Consider the following 21591-nt stretch of genomic DNA (forward strand, 5'->3'; position numbering starts at 1 on the left):
GCGCTCAGCACCTCCGCGCCAAGGACCAATTCCTCCCGGGGCTGAAGCCCCGGGCTTCCTTGGGGAAATCAGGTGAATCCGGATGAATCAGGTGAACGAGGCGAGTCGGCCCGGCTTCGCCCCCGACTCCCTGGTACTGAACCGGAAGCTGCCGCTCTGGTACCAGGTCTCGCAGTCCCTGCGGGCCTCGATACTGGGCCGGCCCCAGGACGCGTCCACCCGGCTGCCCACCGAGGAGCAGCTGGCCGCGCACTACGGGGTCAGCGTCCTCACCATGCGCCAGGCCCTCAAGGAGCTGGAGGGTGAGGGCCTCATCAGCCGGCACCGGCGGCGGGGCACGTTCATCGAGCCCCGCGCCCGGCGGGTGTCGCCGGTCCGGCTCATGGGCTCCATCGACGCGATCGTCGCCCAGCAGTCGGGCGAGCGGACCACCGTGCTCGGCCACGGGCGGACGCCCGTACCCGGCGATCTCTCCGAGTTCTTCCCGGACTGCCCCGAGGTCGTCAGCTACCGGCGGCTGCGCTGCGACGAGCAGACCGAGGAACCCACCAACTGGGCGGAGAACGCCGTGCGTCCGGAGATCGCGGCGCTGATCGACGTGGCCGACCTGGAGCGGTGGCCCATGACGAAGGTGCTGCGGGACGCCGTCGGCGTACGGATCTCCCGGATCACCGACACCGTCGAGGCGCGCCTCGCGGACCCCGCGACGGCGGAACTGCTCCAGGTCCCGCTGCTCAGCCCGATCCTGCACTACACCGGCGTGACCTACGACGAGGACGGCACCGTGGTGGACGTAGCACGCATCCGCTACCGGGGGGACCGATTCTCCTTCTCGGTGACCGTCGACGCCCACTGACCGCGGGTCCCCGGCCGGAGGTCGTTACGATGCCGGGGGCGACGGACGTGGCGACGGGGAGGGCGGCACACGGTGGCGGCACGGCTGACGGCCGGAGCGGACGGGACCGGTACGGTCCCCCTGCTGGAGGACCTCATGCCCTGGTCGGTGCGCCCCATGAGACCGGGCCGCCCCTGGGTGACGGCGCCCGAGGCCGCTTCGCTGCGGGCGCGGTGGGATCTCCTGGCGGCGGCCGAGGGCGAGGAGCAGGAGAGGCTGTTCCTGCCGTCCCGCTCCCGTACGCCGTCGACCCCTGCTGCCGCGCTGCCCGGCCGGGCCGGCGGTACGAGCGCCTTCGCCCGTGACCCCGGGCCGTATCCCGACCCGGTGCGCATCCTGCACGGGCCGTTCGACGAGCAGTGGCTGATCCCCGACCACCGGCTGCTCGACGCGGCGCGCCCGGAACTGTGGCGGGTCGCCGACGGCCGTCAGCTCTTCGCCGTCGAGCACGGGTACGTCCCCGGGCAGGACGGCCCCGCGCTCTCGGCGACAGCACTGCTGCCGGACGGGCACTCCCCCGCCGGCCGGCCGGGCCGGATCCGGCCGCTCTACCGGCGGCCCGGCGGGCAGGAGCCCAATCTCGCAGCCGGGCTGCCGGAGCTGCTGGCCGATCGCTACGGCGAGCCCGTCTCCGCCGAGTCCTTCCTCGCCTGGACGCTCGCCGCCGCGCTCCCCTCCCCGTCGGGACCGCTCGTGCCGCTGCCCGCCGACGGCGGCCTGTGGGCCCGTGGTGTGGAGCTCGGCCGGGAGATCCTGCGGGTGCAGTTGCGCGGTGCGCACGGCGGCGAGCGCCCCCGTCTGCCCGGAGGACGGCGACCGTACGTACGGGCCACCGTCCCGGCCCGGCCCGACGGCCTGCGCTACGAGGCCGGGGAGGAGGCGCTCGTCCTCGGCGAGGGACGGATCTCCCCGGTCCCGGCGGGTGCCTGGGACTTCCACGTCTCGGGGGTGCGGATGCTGGAGCTCTGGTTCGGACGCCGCGCCGGTGCCGGGGAGGGGCTTGCGGCGGTGGGGCCTCGCGACTGGCCGCGGGAGCGGACCTCGGAGCTGCTGGAACTGGTGACCGTGCTCGCCCTGCTCGCCGGCCTGCGGCCACGGCAACGGGAACTGCGCGGGCGCCTCGACAGCGCTGCCACCCTCACACGACAGGACCTGGGAGCGGCCGGGATACTTCCCGTGCCCGCGCGTCACCGTCGGCCGGCCTCGGTCCTGGACCACCAGGAGGAAGGGCCCGAGGGGCAGTTCGCCCTCCTGTGAGTCGAATCAGCCGCGCCGGTGGATGCCGGGCCGGCGCCGGGCCCAGGGGAACGCACCGGCGCGACGCCGCGGCCCGGGGGATGACGGACCGGGCGGACAGCGGCGCCGCGCCGGGCGGAGTGGTCGTGGACACGGCCCCGGAGACAGGGCCGTACCTGTGGTGACAGCCGTCGGTCAGTGGCGGCTACCGAAGAGCGAGCGCCGCAGCCGCCGCAGCGGAGCGAAGAGCGAGACACGCGCGCTCCTGCTCCGTCGGCTGTGCGAGGCGTCCCGCGCGGTGAGTTCCAGCATGAGCAGCGTCGCCTCCGCCGTCTCCCGCTGCGGAACGGCGGGACCGCCCAGCACCGCGAGGTGGCGGTCGAGCCGCGAACTGGTCGCGCCGCTCCCACATGTGATGGCAGGCACACGCGGCCTGCTGCGCACCGTTATCTGTTCCATGTCACTCCCCACCCGTACGAGGGCACCCGGCCCGGGCAGGTTAACCCTATCGTCCCGCGGTGACACTCGTGTATCCCGGCCGGATGATTACACACCTGCGCAACGCTGTTGACGCCCCGTTACCGCATCCTGTCGGCCGACGGGCGACTTGAGTTAGCTTGGAGGGGATTCGTCCGTACTGCACACCGCTGCTGATGGAGGGTCACCGATGAACGAAGTTCCGGACGACGGACTTGTGATCGCCGACCGTTACCGCCTCCTGGACCCCGTGGGTGAGGGGCGGACCGGCATCGTGTGGCGGGCTCGCGACGAGGTACTGGGGCGTGAGGTGGCCGTCAAGGAGGTGCGGGCCCCGGCAGGACTGGACGAGGCCGGCGCTCACCGCCTCCACTCCCGGCTGGAGCGCGAGGCGTGGGACGCGTCCCGGGTCAGCCACCGCAACGTCGTGACCGTCCACGACGTGGTCAGCCAGGGGTCCCGGCCCTGGATCGTGAGGGAGCTGATCCGCGGACTCCCGCTCTCCGAGGTGCTGGAGGCGGACGGACCGCTGCCCGTCCGGCGCGCGGCGAGGATCGGCGCGGAGGTGCTCGCGGCGTTGCGAGGAGCGCACGACGCCGGGGTACTGCACCTGGACGTACGGCCGGGCAACGTCCTGCTGGCCAACGACGGCCGGGTGATGCTCACGGACTTCGCGGGCCTTCCGGCCGAGGCGGCGTCCGGGGCCGGCGATTCACCCGCGGCCACCCCGGCGGTCGAACTGTCCTACGGGGCGCCCGATTACCGCGCTCCCGAATGTGCGCCGGGGCGCGAGCCGGGGCCCGGATCCGATCTCTGGTCGCTCGGTGTGCTCCTCTACGCCGTCACCGAGGGCCGCTCGCCCTTCCCGCCGGACGGTGGGCCGGCGACCCGTCGCGCCACGGCCGCGGAGCCGTCGCCCTTCGTGCGCGCCGGTGCGCTGGCTCCGGTCATCGAGGGACTGCTGCGCGAGGACCCGGCGGAACGGCTCTCGGCCGAGGAGGCCGAGCGCCGCCTGCGGATCCTCGCGGCCGGAGGGAACGGCTCACCGGGCGCAGGCTCCGGCCCCGCTCTCCCCGTGGGCGGCGGGACGTCGGAGCCGGGCGGGCCGGCGACGGCCGGCGCACCGGTCCTCGGCGACACGGAGCCGGAGACCGCCGGTCCGGTCCGGCGCCCGGGCATCCTGCTGGCGGTGGCACTGGTGGCTCTGATCCTGGCAGGAGGAATCGTCTGGGCTCTGATGTCCGACGACGACCCGGAGGGCACGAGCGGCGTGCGGGCCCCCGCGAGCACATGGGGCGCGCCGTCGTCCTCATGACCCGGGAGGTAGGGAACGGGCGGCTGAGCCGGGAGGGAGGAGACCGGTGGCACCGGCCTCCTCCCCGGAAGGCGCCGGTCGGCCGGGGATGCCGCCCACCGGCATCCCCGGCCGACCGGGGTCCGGTCAGGCCTTGGAGGTGAGCACCGGCAGATAGCCGCCCGACTGCCCTGCGGCGGTGGGGTGGTAGGACTCGCCGATGTTGAGCCAGTTGACGCTGTGCAGCCAGGCGCTGCCGGAGCAGATCTCGTGCCCGGTGAAGGTCGGGGTGACGTCGCCGAAGGTGAAGCCGTGATCGGCCGCGCGCTTGGCGGTGGCGGCGTTGAGGTAGTCGGCCGCGCCGTTGATGGCGGAGCGTTCCTTCTCGCTCAGCCCGGCGATGCAGTTGCCGCCGAGCTTGTAGAAGCGGGGGTATCCGAGGACGACGACATGGGCCGAGGGCGCCTTGGCGCTGATCGCCGCGTACACGGAGTCCAGTTTGCCCGGCAGGGTGGAGTCGACGTAGGCGCGTGCGGTGGCGACACGGCTCAGACAGGTGGCTTCGGACTGCAGTACGCAGGTGGTCATGACGTCCGCGAACCCTGCGTCGTTGCCGCCGATGGAGATGGACACCAGGTCGGTCGCGGAGTTCAGCGGCCCCAGCTGACTTGCCGTCACATCTCCGGTCCTGGCCCCCGAACAGGCGGTGAAGGCGAAGGAGGAGGGCTTGTTGGCCGCCTGCCAGAGGACGGGATAGGCGCGGGTGCTGCGCTTGCAGTCGCCGCTGGCACTGTCGTAGCTGCCGGCGCCGACGCCCGACGCGTACGAGTCGCCCAGGGCGACGTAGTCGACGGCCGCGGACGCCTGGGCCTGGGCGACACCCGCGCCGGTCAGAGCGAGTACGGCACCGAGCAGGAGGGAGAACGACAAAGCCACGGGTCTGGACATCTTCATGTAACCTCCTTGGGCAGGATCTCTGCCTACTACGTAGTAGCCCATCGACCCGATCTCCGGAAGTGTTCATGCCAAAATGGCTCCGCGAGGACGTCCGGCCTTTGCCCCTGGGTCAGTTGACGTTCCATCAGCCTGTGTTTCGCCTCCGGGCCGGCCGGCGGACGGCAGCCGTCCGCCACCCGGATGGCAGCTCACGAAACCTGATGCGCTCCACCCGGCCGTGCCGGATCATGGCCCCATGCCTGCCAATCCCGAGTCCACGCTGCCCATCCGGCTCAACGTCGATGACAGCGATGCGCCGTCCGACATCGTGGACGCGCTCTTCCTGGGCCGCTTCGCGACGGGCGAGCAGCCTTACTCGCACAGTTCGTCCCTGGACCGGGTGAAGTCCGGCGCGACCCTGCTGCCCCCCGGCGCCGAGATCCTGCGGGCGGCCCGTGACGACGACCGCAGTGCGACCCTCGCCGAGGGCGACGGGTGGACCCTGCTGGTCTCGCGGTGGAGCAGGGGCGCCGACGTCACCGTCACCGCCACGAGCCCCGAACTGGCCGAGAAGGTCCTGGCCGAGGCGACCGACGGCGCGAAGGACGAACCGGAACCGCAGCCGGAGAACGTGACCATGGGCTTCTGGTACGTCTCCCCCCGTCGTGGGCCGCACCGCACCACCCGGCAGATCGCCGCCGGCACCTGGGACGAGGTCCGGTCCAACTACACGGCCCCGGTGGCCGGCGCGATGGACCGGCTGATGAAGGTCACCCCCGACGACATCGCCGGCCGGCTGCTCCTGCTGCACGGGCCTCCGGGAACGGGGAAGACCTCCGCGCTGCGCACCCTGGCCCGGTCCTGGCGTGACTGGTGCCAGGTCGACTGCGTCCTGGATCCGGAACGCCTCTTCAACGACGTCGGCTATCTGATGGACATCGCGATCGGCGAGGACGACGGTTCCGCGAAGGGCCGTTGGCGGCTGCTGCTGCTGGAGGACTGCGACGAGCTGATCCGCGGCGAGGCGAAGCACACGGCCGGCCAGGCGCTCTCACGGCTGCTCAATCTGACCGACGGGCTGCTGGGCCAGGGCCGCAACGTACTCGTGGGGGTGACGACCAACGAGGACCTGGAGCGCCTGCACCCCGCCGTCGTGCGGCCCGGCCGATGCCTGGCCCGTATCGAGGTCGGATCGCTGACCCGCGCGGAGTCGGTGTCCTGGCTGGGAACCGAGGAGGGCGTCGGCCGCGAGGGGGCGACGCTCGCCGAGCTCTACGCACTGCGCCGGGGCAGCGGCCCCGCGTCCGTGCCGAGGCAGGACGCGGGATCGGACGCGGGGCTGTACCTCTGAGGCGGCGGGCCCCAAGGGCCTGTGTTGAGTTCCGCGTCGTCCGCCCGTAGGGCGGGCGACGGGGAGCTCAATGCGGGCCCTGGCGGGCGTACGCGGCGCGGACCGCGTCCTCCGCGTGCGCCCGTGCGTCGGCCTCCGACAGGCCGAGGCGCCGCGCCTGTTCGGCGTACTCCTGCGCCGCCGTCGCCGCGTGGCGCGCCGCGGCGTCACCGGCGGCGGCCACGAACGTGCCGTTGCGCCCACGGGTCTCGATCACCCCGTCGGCCTCCAGGGCGCGGTACGCCTTGGCCACCGTGTTGGCCGCGAGGCCCAGTTCGCCGGCGAGTCCCCGCACGGTCGGGAGCCGGTAGCCGACGGGGAGCGTGCCGGAGCGGGCCTGTTCGGACAGCTGCGCACGCAGCTGCTCGTACGGGGCGGTGGCGGAGTCCGGATCAACGGCGATCTTGAGGGTCACGGACCGATTCTCTCCCACCAGGCGTCCCGCCACCGGTCCCACCACCGGAAAACCGGAGGCGTCCGGCGGCGGTCCCGGGCTAGCGTCCCCGCATGACGGTTCGCGTGCGTGACTTCCTGGCCGCCGACGGAGAGGCCTGGGTACGGGTGCGGCGTGCCGCCCTGCCTTACATGGTGACGACTCCGGAGCAGGTCCTGAGCGATCTCGCCGACGCTCATCCCGACCGGTGCTACCGGCTGCTGGTCGCCGAGGAGGACGGCGAGGTGATCGGGACCGCGCAGGTGGGCATCTCCCACGAGAGCCCGCTGCCGGGGCAGGGCTTCTGCAATACGTATGTGCGGACAGGAGGCGCCGGGGCGCGGGATCGCTGCTGACGGTCAACCGCTGGTTCGGCTACGAGATCTGCGCGACGGAGGTATGCCATGTCCGAACCCTCGGCTGAGGCCGCCCCCACGTTGACGGTGACCCTCGTCAAAGGGGGCCGCACCAAGATCCGTTACCCGGCCGAGCCAGCCGGCGACGACGGCACTTGGATCACCGTGCGGGCGCACTGGGCGGCTCCCGGCGTCCGCGACTTCGGCTTCGTACGGTTCGAGCCGGGCGACGTCTTCACCGAGCACTACTGGCGCGACCGGTGGTACGCGGTGAAGGAGGTCCGCACGGCCGACGGCGAGCTGAAGGGCTGGTACTGCGACATCACCCGGCCCGCCGTGCTGCGGGACGGGGAGCTCGTGGTCGAGGACCTGGACCTGGATCTCTGGATGTCGGCCGACGGTTCGTGCGTGCTGCGGCTGGACGAGGACGAGTTCGAGGAGAGCGGTCTGGCGGAGCGCGACCCGCCGGCGGCGGCGGAGGCGATCCGCGCCCTGGACGAACTGGAGCGTCTCGCGCGCGCGGACGGGATCGCGGCTCTGTTGCGCTGACCCGATGGTCACTCCTCCGCGGCCGCCCAGCGCCGCATCCTGACGGTGAGGGCGGCGACATGGGCGGCCGCGGCGCTCTGCGCCGCGGGGGCGTCGCCGGCGTCGATGGCCGCGAGGATGGTGCGGTGCTCCCTGAGGGCCAGTTCCCGGTTGTGCTGGGAGGACCAGAGGGCCGAACGGTAGAGGTGGGCCTGGGCGTCCAGCCGGTGCAGGGCGTCGCTGAGCGCGGTGTTGTCCGCGAGCGCGCGGATCGCGGTGTGGAACTCCAGGTCGAGGGCCGCCTCGCGCTGCGGGTCGGGGGCCTCGCCGAGCAGCGCCTCCTGCCGTGCGACGAGCGCTTCGAGAGCGCCGATGTCGCGCGTCGAGGCCCGGAGGGTCGCCTCCTTCGCGGCCAGGCCGTCCAGCACCTCGCGCACCTGCAGGACGGCGAAGACGGACTCCTGGTCGAGCTGGGCGACCTTCGCGCCGGCGTGCGGGATGTGCACCGCGAGGCCGTCGTAGATGAGGCGCTGGACGGACTCACGCACCGGGCTGCGGCTGACGTCCATCTCGGCGGCGAGCGCGGGGACGCTGAGCGGGGCTCCCGGCGCCAGGTCTCCGCCGAAGATCCGGTCGAGCAGGCGGTGGTAGACCGCGTCGGCCAGGAGCTCGCCGCTGTCGGTGGTCATCGTTCTCCTGGGCACGGGTCCCGCGCCACCGGGGGCCCGGCGCGCGGTTCCGCGTCCCGGCAGCGGGACGGCGGGGGCTGGTGTGGTGGTCATGCGGGGTGGTCGTCCCTCACATTCCGGGCCGAGCATAGTGGGCGCGGCAACTGGTCGGTGGTGTGCCCCTCTGGGCCGGGGCAGGGCGGGAAGGGCCGGCAGGCCGGCGTCGGCGCCCTTCCGGAACCGGAGGGCCGCTCCCCCTGCGCACCGGCACGGAGATCCGCACTCCGTCAGGTTCGCCTCAACCGGCATACCGTGTGGTGCACTTGATCCGACAACGGTGTGGGGGAAGACATGAGCGCCGTCAGCCGCCCGGACGAACGGGTCGCATCGTTCCTGCGGTTCTCGACCGAGCTCGTCGCCTGGGTGGCCACCCCGTGGGCGCTGTCCTCGCACTCCTGGTGGCTCGCGGTCCTCGCGGTGTTCGTACTGATCGGGCTGCCCACGGTCTTATCCACGCCCGGCGACAAGGCCCGGGTGATCGTCGCGGTGCCGGGTTCGGTCACGGTCCTGCTCGTCCTGCTGCAACTGGCGGCGGCTCTCGTGTCGGCCTGGCTGGCCTGGCCCGTGTGGGCGGGGTGCCTGGTGACCGCGCTGGCGGCGGCGGCACTCGTCGCCGAGCTGCCGCGTTGGCGGTGGCTGACGACGGGGAAGGGCGGCGCGGCGACCGGCGGGAGATGAGCCCTGCCCGCCCTCGCGACGGCCGGCTGCTCATCCCCTGTCACCCGAACTGTGCCAGCGGCCCACGACCGCCTGCGACGCGAGCGTGAAGACGGTGTACACGGCGATTCCGAAAGCCGACGCGAGGACGATGGCGGCGATGAGGTCCTCCGAGCGCAAGGTCGCCCGGTAGGTGTCGAGGAGGGTGCCGATGCCCGGCTCGCCCTTGGCGAAGAACATGTCGCCGAGGATGGCGCCGATGACGACCTGCCCGGCGGCGATGCGCAGCCCGGTGAACACCGACGGCAGGGCGGCGGGCAGTTCGAGGCGTATCAGGCGGCGCGGCCTGGAGGCCCGGCCGAGGGTGAAGAGCTCGTGCAGCCCCTTGTTGACGGAACGCAGCCCGAAGTGGGTGTTGGTGATGACGGGGAACAGCGCGATCATCACGCAGACGACGACCCGGGAGCCCGTACCGAAGCCGAACCAGAGTCCGATGAGCGGCACGATCGCGAGGACCGGGATGACCTGGAGCATGACGGCGTAGGGATAGACGAGGCGCTCGATCCAGCGGGCCTGGTTCATCAGTGATCCGACGCCGATCCCGATCAGGGCGGCCAGCACGAAGCCGATCGCCGCGATCCTGGCCGTCACGCCGAGCGCCTGGAGCATGGGCTCGAGGTGGACCGGGTCGGCGAGCGAGCGCGCGACCACCTGGTGCGGGGGCGGGAGCAGGAAGCGCCGGGCGGGTACCAGCAGCAGATAGCTGACGGCGTACCAGACGCCGACGCCCAGGGCGAGCGCCAGGGCGGGCACGCCCACGGCGGACACGGCGCGCCGGACGGGGCCCCGGCGACGGGGAGGCACGGTCCCGGGTGCGGTGACGGCCGGGCGGGCGGGCCCGGCGCTCTTCGGCGCGGCGCCGCGGACCTCGGTGGCGGGGTCGAGCGTGCGGGTCATCGGACCTCCTGGAGCAGAGCGGAGACGGCCGCGACGTGTTCCACGTAACGCGGGTCGTAGCGGAGTTCGGGGCCGCGTGCGCGAGGCAGGTCGATGTCGACGACTGCGGCGATCCTGCCGGGGCGCGGGGACATGACGACGACCCTCTGGGCGAGCAGGACCGCCTCCGCGACGGAATGGGTGACGAAGAGCGCGGTGAAGCGCCGCTCCTGGTACAGGCGCAGGAGTTCGGCCTGCATGTCCTGGCGGGTGAGTTCGTCGAGGGCGCCGAAGGGCTCGTCGAGGAGCATCACCTCGGGGCGCAGCACGAGTGCCCGGGCCAGCGAGACACGCATCCGCATGCCGCCGGAGAGCGCCCGGGGCAGCTGGCCGGCGAAGTCCTGGAGGCCGACGGCCCGGATCACGGCGTCGACGCGTTCCTCGCGTTCCGCCTTCGGGACCTTCGCCAGCCGGGCGAGGAGTCCGATGTTGTGCCGGACCGTGCACCAGGGAAGCAGGGTCGCCTCCTGGAAGACGAATCCGACGGAGGAGGTGTCCAGGGCGACCGATCCGGCCGTGGGCCTCTCCAGCCCGGCGGCGAGACGGAGGAGGGTGGACTTGCCGCAGCCGGAGGGACCCACGACGGCGGTGAACTGGCCCGCCGGCACCTCCAGGGTGACGGCGTCGAGGGCCTGGGTGCCGGTGGGGTAGCGGACCGAGACGTGATCGAAGGAGACCCGCGTCCCCTTCATCAGATGACTGGCGTCCACGTCCCGCAGGGTGTCGACGAGGTGCACGGGCTCTCCGTTCTGCTGGTCCCGGGGGTACCCGGCCGTGGTCGGCGGATCGACGGGCCGGAATGCGTGCCAGTCTGCTGACTACATGTAACTCACCACAAGGAGAGTGACGTTAACTTCGTGTGACGCGAGGCGCTTCGACTCGCCCTTACGCTGGTGAACAGCTCATTCCAGGGCGACCGGGCAGAGAGATCGAACCCGGAGCGCATCACATGCAATCTGCCGAGCAAGAACTACTCATCGCATTGATTGCATGTAATAGCGTCGTAACAGAGCTCGGTCACAGTGGCGGATCGACGCACCAGTCGCTCCGCACACCGCGCCGCCGGCGTGCCCCGGAGCGTCCGTATCCGCCCTCCCGGCGCGACATCCCTGGAGAAACGCATGAGGCCCATGACCGTCCGCCGTTCCCTCGCTCTCGCCCTCGCCCTCGGTCCGCTCCTCACCACCACCACCGCCTGCTCGGGCGGGGACGCAGGGTCAGCCGCGGCATCGGTGGACATCGCGCCGGCTCCGGCGGCACAGCGGCTGGACGGGGTCTGCCCCTCGACCGTCGTGGTCCAGCTCCAGTGGCAGCCCCAGTCCGACATGGGCGCGCTCTTCGAGATGCTGGGCCCCGGTTACCGGGTGGACGCATCGGACAAGTCCGTGACGGGCCCCCTCGTCGCGGATGGCAAGGACACCGGGGTGGAGCTCACCCTCAAGGCGGGCGGCCCCGCCATCGGCTTCCAGTCCGTACCGTCGCAGATGTACACCGACGACACGGTGGACTTCGGCCTCGTCCACTCCGACCAGCTCATCGCCGCATCGGGAGGCCGGCGGGTCGTGGGGGTCACCCCGCTCCTCAAGTACAGCCCGGCCATGCTGATGTGGGACCCGTCCGCGCACCCCGGCCTCACCCTCGACAAGCTGGCGGGCTCCGGTGCCACGGTGCTGGTGTCCAAGGACCAGTTCTACCCGGACTGGCTGGTCGCCAAGGGCCTGGTGCGGAAGCGGCAGCTCGACACCGGGTACGACGGCAACCCCGCCCGTTTCGTAGGCGACCCGGACGTCGTCCAGCAGGGCTTCGCCAACTCCGAGCCCTACACCTACGAGAAGGAGACCCCCGCCTGGGGCAGGAAGGTCGGCTTCGAGCTCCTCAGGGACGCCGGGTACAACGTCTACGCCTCCAATATGGCCGTCCGCGCGGACCGGTTGAAGGAGCTCACGCCCTGCCTGAAGAAGCTGGTCCCGCTCGTCCAGAAGGCGGGCGCCGCCTACGTAAGTGAGCCGAAGGCCACCAACGAGACGATCGTCGACGTGGTCTCCCAGGACAGCTCCTACGCCCCGTACACCCAGGGCGAGGCCGACTACAGCGCCGCGTTCCTCAAGAGGGAGGGACTGATCGCGGAGGAGGCCGACGGCTCGCTCGGTACCTACGACATGAAGCGCGTGGCATCCTTCACCGGCGAACTCGCCCCCGTGATACGCGAGAAGGGGTCCTCCGTGCCGACGGGCCTGAAGCCCGGGGACATCTTCACCGACGCCTTCACGGATCACACCGTCGGCCTGGGCTGACCGGATCTCCGCCCCCGTACGCCGGGGTCTCGTGCCGCGCGCCCGTACGCCGGCCTCGGGCCCCGGCGTACGGGCGCGTGGTCTGCGCCCCGGGGCGCCCCCACGGCCGTCACGCGCGGGAATGCCAGGGAAGGCGAGGGAAGGCGCGGGCACGGGGGAACAGGTGCGAACCCCGGGGAACGCGCGGACGCCCCGCGGCCGTGGAGGAGACCACATGCCGCGGGGCGTCAGCGCGCTCGGTCGTATACGGCCGGATCAGCCGCGTGGGGCGTCCGCGAAGTTCGCGGCGATGCGCTGCTTGATGTACTCGCCGGCGGTGATTGGCGGGTAGAGACCCTGCGGGCTCTCGATCAGCACGTCCCGGTCCGCCTGGGCGAAGTAGGCGATGGACTGGCGGGCGCCGTGGTCGTCACCGGGGCCCGGGGCCTTGACCCGGTGGAAGTTCGACGGCAGACGGTCGTCGCTCCAGCGCATCAGCATGTCGCCGATGTTGCAGGTGATGGCGTCGGCGGTGGCGGGCACCGGGGTCCACTCCTGCGCCTCGCGTTCCGCCCCGGGGCAGACCTGTAGTCCGCCCTGGCCTTCCCGCTGGAAGAGCAGGGTCAGGCAGTCGAAGTCGGTGTGCGCCCCGGCCCGCCACCACACGCCCGCCTCCGCCGGGACCCGGGGCGCCTCGAAGTAGTGCAGCAGCCGGAGGGTCGACTGGTGCCCCGGGCTGTTCGGGTCGTGGGCTCGGGCGAAGAAGTCCCGCTCCATGCCGAGCCGTTCGGCGAAGCAGGAGAGCACCCTCATCGCCACCTCCCTGCAGTGCGACTCGAAACCGAGGACGGTCTCGCGGAAGCCCCGGGCCTCCTCGTCGCCGGGCCACATCCCCTCCATGCGCGGGCGTGTGAGCTGGTAGGACTCCTTCTCGTCGGGGATGCCGACCGAAGGACGGACCTGACTGCGGTGCTCCCAGCCCGCGTTCGTGCCCGGCTCCATCGCACAGCGCCGCTTGACGTCCGCGGGCAGCGCGAAGAAGGCGGCCGAGGCCGCGAAGGCGGCGTCGGTCTCCTCCGGGGTGATCCCGTGCCCGGTGATCTGGAAGAAGCCGATGTCGGTGGCCGCCTCCCAGAGCTGCTCGCCGATCTCCGCGCGCCGTGCCTCGAAGTCGGTCAGATCGATACGTCGGATGTCGCGCCGCGCGGTCTCCTCGCCGAGCCCGCCCATCGCGGACTCCCGGTCGAGTTCGACCATGGGCGCGGTGGCGGGTTCCGGGCGGAGGGTGTCGTCGGTGTGCTGTCTCAAGGCGGTGTCTCCCTGTGCGCGTCTCGCGGATGTGGGTGCGAGAGGTGCAGTCACCGCCCCTGCTCCTCGTCCGCTGCCGTCGGCGGAACCGGATTCCCCGGGACCGCGGGGGCGCGGCTGCGCCGCCGGGGGCCGTGAGGGCCGGGATCCGGGGCGCGGCTGGCACGGCCTGGGCCGTACGCGATGGACCGAGCCTGCCCGCACCGTGTTGCGACGGCGTGTCGGCGCGTTACGCCCGTGTTCCGATCCGGTGGTTCAGGCCCGCCGGGGCGACGCAACAGCCAGGAAACAAAGGGCGTCTACCGTCGGGGCCACACCGGTCATGGCTGCAACGGCCGGTGGGCTCCTCCGGGCGGGCACCACGCCGCGCGGCGTCGCGAACCAGCCGTCACCCCTTCCCCGCAGAGGAGGAGCGATGGCACACGGCTGCCTCGTGCCCGGCATCACCCGCCCCGCAGGCCGCGTCCGGTCCGGCGACGAGGAGGCCGTGTGATGCGTGTCGATCTCGTCACCGACGTCACGGTGTGGAGCCGTGGGGCGTGGCTGCCCGGCCAGGACGTGCGGATCGCGGACGGCAGGGTGGTGTCGGTCGAACCCGCCGGCAGCCTGCCCGTGCCCGGGGAGGCGCGAGCCCTGGACGGTTCCGGAGGCCATCTGATCCCCGGCCTCGTGAACACGCACACCCATCTCCACCAGGCACGGATGCGGGGCATCGGGGAGGGGCGACCGCTCCTCGACTGGCTCCACCTGGTCGGCGAGGAGACGGTGGCCCTCACTCCGGAACAGGCGTACACGGCGGCGGCCGCGGCCGCCCTGGAGGCGCTGCGGAGCGGGACCACCACCCTCGTCGAGCACATGTGGCCGCATCCGTCGACCGAGGTCCATGACGCGGTGCTGGCCGCCCTCGACGACTCGGGGATCCGCGCCGTGCTGTGCCGTGGGGTGTGCGACCGGCCCGATCCGAGCCGCCGATGGGGCATGGACCCACGGCTGATGCAGCCGCTCGACGAGGTGTTCGCCCATACCGAGGCGCTGAGCCGGGCCGCGCGCGGCAGTCGTGTCGGTGTCGGCCTGGCGGTGCCGAACCCGAGGACACTGACGCCCGAAGGCATGCGGGCCGTAAGGGCGTTCGCCGAGGAGCGGTCCATGCCCGTCTCGATCCACCTGCTGGAGACACCGACCGACGAGAACATGTGCAGGGAGCACACGGGGCTCGGCGCGGTGGAGTACCTCGCGGAGGCCGGCTTCCTCTGGGACCGGCTGCTCGCGGTGCACTGTGTCGAGCTCGACGCCGCGGGTCAGCGCACCCTCGCCGCCCACGGGGTGGCGGTCTCCTACAACCCGCTCAGCAACATGCGTCTCGGCAGCGGTGTCGCGCCGGTCCCGGACTTCCTCGCGGCGGGCCTGCGCGTCGGCATCGGGGTCGACGGCGCGGCGAGCAACGACACACAGGATGTGATGGAAGCCCTGCGGATCGGTTCCTACCTCCAGCGCGCCTCTCGCCGACAGGCCGATCTGCTCGGTTTCGAGGAGATGATCGCGATCGGCACGGACGGAGCGAACGCCGCCCTGGGGCTGGAGTCCGGGGCCCTGGGCGTCGTTCCCGGCGCGCGGGCCGACCTGGTGCTGCACCACTTCGCGCGGGACTACGCGGTCCTCCCTGTGCGGGACCCCGGCGCGACCCTCCTCACCTGCGCGGGCGGCCGGACCGTGGCGGCGGTGATGGTGGACGGCGAGGCCGTGGTCGTGGACGGTCACAGCACCCGGATATCGGAGGAGGACCTCGTCAGGAGGCTGCTGCGGAACTCGCCCGATCGCGTGGGTGCCCCCGGGCAGCACTGAGGTACGAGGGCACGGTCACGCCGGGCCGGACGGGTGACTCCCCCTCCGCCCGGCCCCGGGACGCGCGCCCCTCGGCTCTAGGGAGCGATCAACTCCACCTCGTGGCCGGTCCTGTTGGCGAGACGGACCACGAGCGGCCGGCTCTCCCCCGCGTGACCGGCGTCGCCCGGCGGCACCAGCGGACGCCAGCCGTGGCCCGGCGCCAGCGCCGCCAATGCCTCCAGCTCCGCACGGTCGCGCACGTGGAACGCCAGTGGGCCAGCGCCGGGGGCCTTTCCCTCCCGCACCGTGGGGTCCTGTTCCGCCACCACGCAGGTGTCGCCACTCCGCCAGCTGCACCCCTCCGGCCAGCGCTGGTACGGGACATGCCCGAGCAGGCCGAGCAGCCATCCCCACTCCCTCTCGGCCTCCGCGAGATCCGGCACCCTCAGCTCGACGTGGTGCAGCCGGCCGGTCGGTCCCGCCGCGACCGGGAGCGCCACGGCGCGGCGCGGCTCCCGAGGCGCGTACGCGATCGCGTCGGTGTCCTGGTGCCAGTGGATCAGGAAGCGCTGCTCCGCCCGGTATCCGTCGAGTCCGGCGCGGCAGTACGCCACCATGTCGTCGGGCAGTGCGTCGAGCGGGAACCATCCCACCTCGGAACACTTGTCGGGCTCCGCGTTGCGCGGCGGGCGGGCGGGGTCGTGGTCCGCCTCGAAGAACCAGCCCGTCCGGGGCCGCCCGGCCGGGCCCCGGTGCTGCATGACCAGGGCGACCCGTAGCTCGTCCGGATCGAGCCGGACGCCGATCTCCTCGGCCGCCTCGCGGATCACGGCGGCGCGGACGTCCTCGCCGTCCTCCACGTGGCCCGAGGGCGCGTGGAGCAGCCCGTCCGCGTAACCCGTGCCGGAGCGGCGGGCGAGCAGCACCTCCGGTCCCTTGCGCAGGATCAGGTGGACGTCGACCACCTCCGCGTGCCGGAGCGGCGGTTCGGCACGCGCCACCAGGGCGTACCTCTCGTCGTCGACCTCCTTGCCCCAGAGCCGCGCGTCCCCCGAGAGCGGCTCGTGGTGGACCCGTTCCGTGTGCTCGGCGAGCATCGCGGCCAGACGGTCGGCGGGGATGCCCACGCCGTTCCACACACCTTCGATCAGCAGCAGCCGGCCTCCCGGGCGCAGCAGCGAGAACCAGTGCCGCAGGACGGCGGCGGGGTCGGGGAGCAGCCACACCACGTGCCGGGCGAGGATCACGTCGAAGCGCTGCTTGCCGACCGGGGGGCGCCCCGCGTCCCCGACGAGCACCTCGCTGCCGGTGCCGGCCAGTTTGGCGCGGGCCAGCTCGGCCATGCGTGGCGACCGGTCGACGGCGGTGACCCGGTGCCCCTGCCCCGCGACGAGCAAGGACAGGCTGCCCGTCCCGCATCCGAGGTCGAGCACGGCGGAGCGGGCGGTGGGCAGCCAGGTCTCCATGCGGTGTGCCCAGGCGCTGCGCACCACGGGGTCGAGGAGCCCGTGGTCCGGCTCCTCGTCGAAGGTGTCCGCGGCGGCGTCCCAGTCGGTCGTGGTCATGCGTCCATACTCCCAGCCACCACTGACAGAACCTCACGACCGCATCTGGCTGTCCTGTTCACGTATCGCTCGGCCTCCGGCCATGCGCTGCGTGTGCACATGACATCAACCACCGGCAGCGTGTCCCGGGTTGGCGCAGGGCAACCGAGGAGGACCCGTGGTCGTGAGTTCCGTTTCCCGCAGGCAGATGTTCGGATTCGGTGGCGCTGCGGCCGCCGCGCTGATGCTCGGCACGGGGGCGTGGGAAGCGCAGTCCGCGTACGCCGCCCCCGCTCTGAAGGGCGATCCGTTCACCTTGGGGGTGGCCTCCGGCGACCCGACCTGGGACGGCTTCGTGCTCTGGACCCGGCTGGCTCCCGACCCGTTCGCGCAGGACGGCATGGGCGGCATGCCGGCGACCCTCGTCCGCGTCGAGTACGAGGTGGCGCTCGACGAAAGGTTCCGCCGGGTGGTGCGCCGCGGCAGCGTGGTCGCGAGTCCCGAACTCGCCCACTCCGTACACCCGGAGGTGCACGGGCTCGCCCCCGACCGCACGTACTGGTTCCGCTTCAAGGCCGGCTCCGCCATCTCCCCGGTGGGCCGCACCCGCACCACCCCCGCGCCGTGGGACTCCCCGCGCGAGCTGAAGTTCGCCTTCGCGTCGTGCCAGGCCTGGCAGGCCGGCTACTACACGGCGTACCAGCACATGGCGCAGGAGGACCTGGACCTGGTCGTGCACCTCGGTGACTACCTCTACGAGTCCGGGGTGAAGACGAACAGCCGCGGGGTGACGACGGACCCGAAGTTCCACACCGAGACCATCGACCTGGCCCGCTACCGGCTCCAGTACGGCCTCTACAAGTCCGAGGCCCCGCTGCGCGAGGCGCACGCCAACTTCCCGTGGATCATGACGTTCGACGACCACGAGGTGGAGAACAACTGGGCGGACGAGACGTCCGAGAACAACGAGGACCCGGAGACCTTCCTGCTCCGCAGGGCCGCCGCCTTCCAGGCCCTGTACGAACACGCCCCGCTGCGCCGGGCCCAGTTGCCGAGCGGCCCCGACGTCCAGATGTACCGCCGGCTCCCCTACGGCCGGCTCGCCGACTTCACCATGCTCGACACCCGCCAGTACCGCGACGACCAGGCGTGCGGTGACGGCACCACGGCCGACTGCGCCGAGCGCTTCGACGAGAACCGCACCCTGCTCGGCTCCCGTCAGCGGGACTGGGTCCTCAAGGGCTTCAGCCGTTCGCAGGCGCGCTGGCAGATCCTGGGCAACCAGGCGCCGATGGGCCAGACCGACCAGGACCCGGGCGCCGGCGTGACCGTGTGGACCGACCCGTGGGACGGCTACGTCGCCGAGCGCAACAGGCTGCTGGCGGAGGCGGACACCCGTGGCGTGCGCAACCTGGTCGTCATCACCGGCGACCGCCACCAGAACTACGCCTGGGACCTGAAGCGCGACTACGCCGACCCCGGCTCGGCCACCGTCGGTTCGGAGTTCGTCGGCACGTCGATCACCAGCGGCGGCGACGGCGCCGACATGACGGCGCAGGGCGAGACCTTCCTCGCGGCGAACCCGCACATGAAGTTCTTCAACAGCCAGCGCGGCTACGTGCGCGTCACGGTGGACCGTGAGCGCTGGACCAGCGACTTCCGCGTCGTGCCCTACGTCACCCGGCCTGACGCCCCGGTCAGCACCCGCGCGAGCGTGGTGGTGGAGGACAGCAGGCCGGGCGTGCAGATCTGAGGTGTTGTACCGCCTCGGTGCCGTCGGGGGCCGGTCCCCGACGGCACCGAAACCACCTCGACACCGTGTCGCGTCGCCTGCCAGCATCGGCCGCATGACCGACGTCGAGGAGTTGTACACCTCCGATCTGCTCGGCAGACGGCTGCTGGGGGTGACCGCCGGGAGCGGCCTCCCGGCCCCGCTCTCCCGGCTGTGGCTCCACTTCGAGGAGCTTGGTCCGGTCCGGTTCGACGCCGGGGACGCCGGCCTCTCGCCGGTCCTGGATCCGGGCGCCGCCGCGGCGGCGTTCCCCGTGCGTGACCTCCAGGTGGACCGGTTCACGGGTACGGAAGTGCGCTCGGTACGGGAGATCCGTTACCGGAACGGCCCGGTGGACCGGCCGTGCGGTCTCACATTCCGTTTCCCCGGGGGCTGGTTCAGGCTGCTGTCCCTCGACGGGGAACTGGTCCTCGCCCACGGCGGGGCTCCGGCCCTCGGCCCGATAGAGGACTTCCTGCACGAGGACGTGACCCTGGCCCAGGTCGTCCGGACCTGCCTGGCAAGCCCTTCGCAATGGGACGCCTGGACGACGGACGGCCAGTACCTGTACCTGCGCTACCGGCACGGCGAGGGCACCGTCGAGCAGCACCCGAGCGAGGACAGCGACACCTGGGACGGTGAGGGGTCCCGGCTCCTGACCCTCTGGGAGGACGGAACCGGCGGCGGGGAGATCTCCCTGCCCGACTTCCTCGCTGCGGCCGGCCTGCGCCTGGCACCCGACGCCGAGGTGTCCGTCCTGACCTCCTGGCGGTCCACGGGGAAGGCCTGGGCCCGGTCCGAGCGAGATGCGTCCTCCGCTCCCTGAGCCCTCCCCTAACCGTCCCTTAAGCCCGCCATAACGATCGCCACCTGCGGCTTTCCACGCCCGAAATCCCTCTCGGCGACGGCTAGTTTGCTGATCACCAGACCTGGTCAACAGCCGTGCCGCCGAAGGAGAACCCTCACCATGCCCGTCTTCACCACCGCTCGCCGCAGGACCGCCGGAACCGTCGTCGCGCTCGGCGCCGTGCCCCTCGCGCTGACCGGGCTCGCCGCCGCCCCGGCCGCGGCCCACGGTTCGCTGAGCGACCCGGTCAGCAGGGTCTCGGCCTGTTTCGCCGAGGGACCGGAGAACCCCCGGTCGGGGGCGTGCCAGGCGGCGGTGGCGGCAGGCGGGACCCAGGCGCTGTACGACTGGAACGGTGTGAACATCGCCAACGCGGCGGGGAACCACCGGCAGCTGATCCCGGACGGCAAGCTCTGCAGCGCGGGCAACGACAAGTTCAAGGGGCTCGACCTGCCGCGCGCCGACTGGCCGTCCACGCCCATGAAGGCGGGTTCCCACACCTTCCGCTTCCGGGCCACCGCCCCGCACAAGGGCTCGTTCGAGCTGTACCTGACCAAGCCCGGTTACGACCCGGCGCAGCCCTTGAAGTGGTCGGACCTGCAGGAGAAGCCCTTCGCCACGGCCACCGACCCGACGCTCCAGGACGGCTCGTACGTCTTCGACGGGACCGTGCCGCAGGCCTCGGGGCGTCAGCTGATCTACACGGTCTGGCAGCGGTCCGACTCCCCTGAGGCGTTCTACGCCTGTTCGGACGTGGTCTTCGGTGGTGAGGAGTCCGGCAGCGGCGATGTCGCCGCCGTCCCGGCGCCGGCCGCCTCCGCCCCGTCGGACGAGGACATCGAGGCGGGCGCGGGCCAGTCCTCCGTCGAGCACCACGGGCACGGCGACGACGACGCCTCGACCAACTCCGAGGTGACCGAGGCGGCCGCGCCGGCCGAGGCCGCCGGGGCCAACGCGCCTGAGCCGAACAACGTCGCCGCCTCTCCGGCGACGACGGCGCCCGCCGGTGAGGTCCTCGCCGAGACGGGTGGCAGCAGCACCACCTCGTACCTGGCGATGGGCGGGGCCGCGGCCCTGGCGCTCGGGGCGAGCGCCCTGTTCGTCTCCGTCCGCCGCCGCACCTCGGGCGGCGCGCACCGCGCCTGATCCCGTGGCGCCGGGCCCCCGGTACCGGGGAGCGGGGGCCCGGCGTCGGCCGTCAGCTGACGGCCGAGGCGCAGGTGGTCGGGGTGGCGCGCGCCGGGTCGAGCGCGTTGGCCACCTCGTGGAAGGCGATCCGGTCGATCGTCCCGATCGCGACGTGCTCGGACAGGTCGACCGGGCAGAGGTCCTGGAGCAGGACGTTGCGTACGTTCGGCCCGTCCAGGTACTGCGTCCGGTACGGCGTGACGACCTCGTCGTACCGGGTCGCGATGACCGTGTACCGCACTCCGGGCACGGTGTCGGGGACGGAGTTGAGCTTGGTGACGAACGCGGAGCCGGCCACCTGGTCGGCGAGCCCCGGGGTGTTCGCGGTGAGCAGGTCCTCGACCCCCGGGAAGTAGGGCAGCAGCTTGGTGAGGCCCAGGAGCGTGGTGCCGTGGTTGTCGGGGGCGATTCCGACGAGGGCGTTGACCTTGGCGGCACCGCCGAGGAACTTCAGGTAGTAGTTGGGCATCATCCCGCCCTGGGAGTGGCCGACGAGATCGGCCTCGGCCGCGCCGGTGGCGGCGAGCACCTTGTCGACGAAGACGTCCAGCTGGCCGGCCGACTTCTCGATCGGGCCGAGGCCGTTGAAGAGCGGCACGCCCGGGAGCTGGCCGTAGTCGAGCGAGAAGACGCAGTAGCCCCGGCTGACGAGGTAGGGCGCGAGCACCAGCCAGTTGTCGATCGAGTTCCCGAAGGTCCCGTGGACGAGGACGACGGGGCGGGGGTGCGCCGCGGCGGGCTTGCAGGAGTAGTCGTTCCACCCGCGCGACGGAGCCGAGGTCTCCGCGGCGCCGGCCGTCGCCGTGGGGGCGAGGAGTGCGGCGAGGGTGAGGAGCAGCGCGGCGAGCGCGCGTCTTGTACGCAGGGGGCGGTTCCAGGGCAGCATCGGGTTTTCTCCTTGCGGCTCAAG

19 protein-coding genes and 2 pseudogenes are annotated in these 21591 nt (G+C 72.3%); 12 read left to right on the forward strand and 9 right to left on the reverse strand.

Going from position 1 to position 21591, the window contains the following annotated elements; all coding sequences use genetic code 11:
* The first annotated feature begins 82 nt into the window (after positions 1-82).
* Complete coding sequence (locus ACGFNN_RS29320) at positions 83-856, forward strand: GntR family transcriptional regulator (protein WP_393560364.1); 774 nt, start codon at positions 83-85, stop codon at positions 854-856.
* A 72-nt stretch (positions 857-928) separates the two neighbouring features.
* The gene (locus ACGFNN_RS29325; RefSeq protein ID WP_393560366.1) at positions 929-2152 is read left to right on the forward strand and encodes a type ISP restriction/modification enzyme; all 1224 of its coding nucleotides are present in this window, start codon (positions 929-931) and stop codon (positions 2150-2152) included.
* A gap of 174 nt (positions 2153-2326) precedes the next feature.
* On the opposite strand, the gene ACGFNN_RS29330 is transcribed toward ACGFNN_RS29325, so the two are convergent.
* Positions 2327-2590 (reverse strand): hypothetical protein, encoded by a 264-nt coding sequence (locus ACGFNN_RS29330; protein ID WP_362548646.1) that lies wholly within the window; start codon positions 2588-2590, stop codon positions 2327-2329.
* Between the two features lie 208 nt (positions 2591-2798).
* On the opposite strand from ACGFNN_RS29330, the gene ACGFNN_RS29335 reads away from it, so the two are divergent.
* Positions 2799-3923, forward strand: coding sequence for a serine/threonine-protein kinase (locus ACGFNN_RS29335; protein ID WP_393560368.1), 1125 nt, complete (start codon positions 2799-2801; stop codon positions 3921-3923).
* A gap of 126 nt (positions 3924-4049) precedes the next feature.
* Here the strand turns inward: ACGFNN_RS29335 and ACGFNN_RS29340 are convergent, their stop codons facing one another.
* The gene (locus ACGFNN_RS29340) at positions 4050-4856 is read right to left on the reverse strand and encodes an SGNH/GDSL hydrolase family protein (RefSeq protein WP_393560370.1); all 807 of its coding nucleotides are present in this window, start codon (positions 4854-4856) and stop codon (positions 4050-4052) included.
* 203 nt (positions 4857-5059) lie between these two features.
* On the opposite strand from ACGFNN_RS29340, the pseudogene ACGFNN_RS29345 reads away from it, so the two are divergent.
* Positions 5060-6189 (forward strand): annotated as a pseudogene (locus tag ACGFNN_RS29345) (DUF5925 domain-containing protein).
* 67 nt (positions 6190-6256) lie between these two features.
* Here the strand turns inward: ACGFNN_RS29345 and ACGFNN_RS29350 are convergent.
* Entirely contained in the window at positions 6257-6643 is a 387-nt protein-coding gene (locus tag ACGFNN_RS29350; RefSeq protein ID WP_393560372.1) for a GntR family transcriptional regulator, read from the reverse strand.
* Positions 6644-6735: 92 nt separating this feature from the next.
* On the opposite strand from ACGFNN_RS29350, the pseudogene ACGFNN_RS29355 reads away from it, so the two are divergent.
* A pseudogene (locus tag ACGFNN_RS29355) lies at positions 6736-7016 on the forward strand (GNAT family N-acetyltransferase); the annotation flags it as partial.
* A gap of 49 nt (positions 7017-7065) precedes the next feature.
* Positions 7066-7566 carry a DUF402 domain-containing protein gene (locus tag ACGFNN_RS29360; protein WP_393560374.1) on the forward strand — a complete coding sequence of 167 codons (501 nt, stop codon included), beginning with the start codon at positions 7066-7068 and terminating at the stop codon, positions 7564-7566.
* A gap of 8 nt (positions 7567-7574) precedes the next feature.
* Here ACGFNN_RS29360 and ACGFNN_RS29365 read toward each other — a convergent pair whose 3' ends face one another.
* Positions 7575-8234, reverse strand: coding sequence for a GntR family transcriptional regulator (locus ACGFNN_RS29365; RefSeq protein ID WP_393560376.1), 660 nt, complete (start codon positions 8232-8234; stop codon positions 7575-7577).
* Positions 8235-8564: 330 nt separating this feature from the next.
* Between ACGFNN_RS29365 and ACGFNN_RS29370 the strand changes: the two genes are divergently transcribed.
* The gene (locus ACGFNN_RS29370; RefSeq protein ID WP_393560378.1) at positions 8565-8951 is read left to right on the forward strand and encodes a hypothetical protein; all 387 of its coding nucleotides are present in this window, start codon (positions 8565-8567) and stop codon (positions 8949-8951) included.
* Between the two features lie 30 nt (positions 8952-8981).
* On the opposite strand, the gene ACGFNN_RS29375 is transcribed toward ACGFNN_RS29370, so the two are convergent.
* Entirely contained in the window at positions 8982-9887 is a 906-nt protein-coding gene (locus ACGFNN_RS29375; RefSeq protein WP_393560379.1) for an ABC transporter permease, read from the reverse strand.
* Positions 9884-10663: an ABC transporter ATP-binding protein gene (locus tag ACGFNN_RS29380; RefSeq protein WP_393560381.1), complete on the reverse strand. Its 780-nt coding sequence runs from the start codon at positions 10661-10663 to the stop codon at positions 9884-9886. Before ACGFNN_RS29380 ends, ACGFNN_RS29375 begins: the two co-directional genes overlap by 4 nt.
* 384 nt (positions 10664-11047) lie before the next feature.
* Here ACGFNN_RS29380 and ACGFNN_RS29385 point away from each other — a divergent pair, with 384 nt between their 5' ends.
* Positions 11048-12220 (forward strand): hypothetical protein, encoded by a 1173-nt coding sequence (locus tag ACGFNN_RS29385; RefSeq protein ID WP_393560383.1) that lies wholly within the window; start codon positions 11048-11050, stop codon positions 12218-12220.
* Between the two features lie 255 nt (positions 12221-12475).
* Here ACGFNN_RS29385 and ACGFNN_RS29390 read toward each other — a convergent pair whose 3' ends face one another.
* The gene (locus ACGFNN_RS29390; RefSeq protein WP_393560385.1) at positions 12476-13507 is read right to left on the reverse strand and encodes an isopenicillin N synthase family dioxygenase; all 1032 of its coding nucleotides are present in this window, start codon (positions 13505-13507) and stop codon (positions 12476-12478) included.
* A gap of 492 nt (positions 13508-13999) precedes the next feature.
* On the opposite strand from ACGFNN_RS29390, the gene ACGFNN_RS29395 reads away from it, so the two are divergent.
* On the forward strand, positions 14000-15349 hold the full coding sequence (locus ACGFNN_RS29395; protein ID WP_393560387.1) for an amidohydrolase family protein: 1350 nt from the start codon (positions 14000-14002) through the stop codon (positions 15347-15349).
* A 77-nt stretch (positions 15350-15426) separates the two neighbouring features.
* Here ACGFNN_RS29395 and ACGFNN_RS29400 read toward each other — a convergent pair whose 3' ends face one another.
* Positions 15427-16896, reverse strand: coding sequence for a trifunctional class I SAM-dependent methyltransferase/NUDIX hydrolase/VOC family protein (locus tag ACGFNN_RS29400; protein WP_393560389.1), 1470 nt, complete (start codon positions 16894-16896; stop codon positions 15427-15429).
* Between the two features lie 157 nt (positions 16897-17053).
* On the opposite strand from ACGFNN_RS29400, the gene ACGFNN_RS29405 reads away from it, so the two are divergent.
* The 3 genes from ACGFNN_RS29405 to ACGFNN_RS29415 all read left to right on the forward strand — a co-directional run bounded on the left by ACGFNN_RS29405 (position 17054) and on the right by ACGFNN_RS29415 (position 20639).
* Positions 17054-18628, forward strand: coding sequence for an alkaline phosphatase D family protein (locus tag ACGFNN_RS29405; RefSeq protein WP_393560391.1), 1575 nt, complete (start codon positions 17054-17056; stop codon positions 18626-18628).
* A gap of 94 nt (positions 18629-18722) precedes the next feature.
* Entirely contained in the window at positions 18723-19472 is a 750-nt protein-coding gene (locus ACGFNN_RS29410) for a hypothetical protein (protein WP_393560393.1), read from the forward strand.
* 141 nt (positions 19473-19613) lie between these two features.
* Positions 19614-20639, forward strand: coding sequence for a lytic polysaccharide monooxygenase (locus ACGFNN_RS29415; RefSeq protein WP_393560395.1), 1026 nt, complete (start codon positions 19614-19616; stop codon positions 20637-20639).
* Positions 20640-20691: 52 nt separating this feature from the next.
* Here ACGFNN_RS29415 and ACGFNN_RS29420 read toward each other — a convergent pair whose 3' ends face one another.
* Positions 20692-21567 carry an esterase/lipase family protein gene (locus ACGFNN_RS29420; RefSeq protein WP_393560397.1) on the reverse strand — a complete coding sequence of 292 codons (876 nt, stop codon included), beginning with the start codon at positions 21565-21567 and terminating at the stop codon, positions 20692-20694.
* Positions 21568-21591 lie beyond the last annotated feature (24 nt).

Source organism: Streptomyces sp. NPDC048590, assembly GCF_043199535.1.
Lineage (GTDB): Bacteria > Actinomycetota > Actinomycetes > Streptomycetales > Streptomycetaceae > Streptomyces.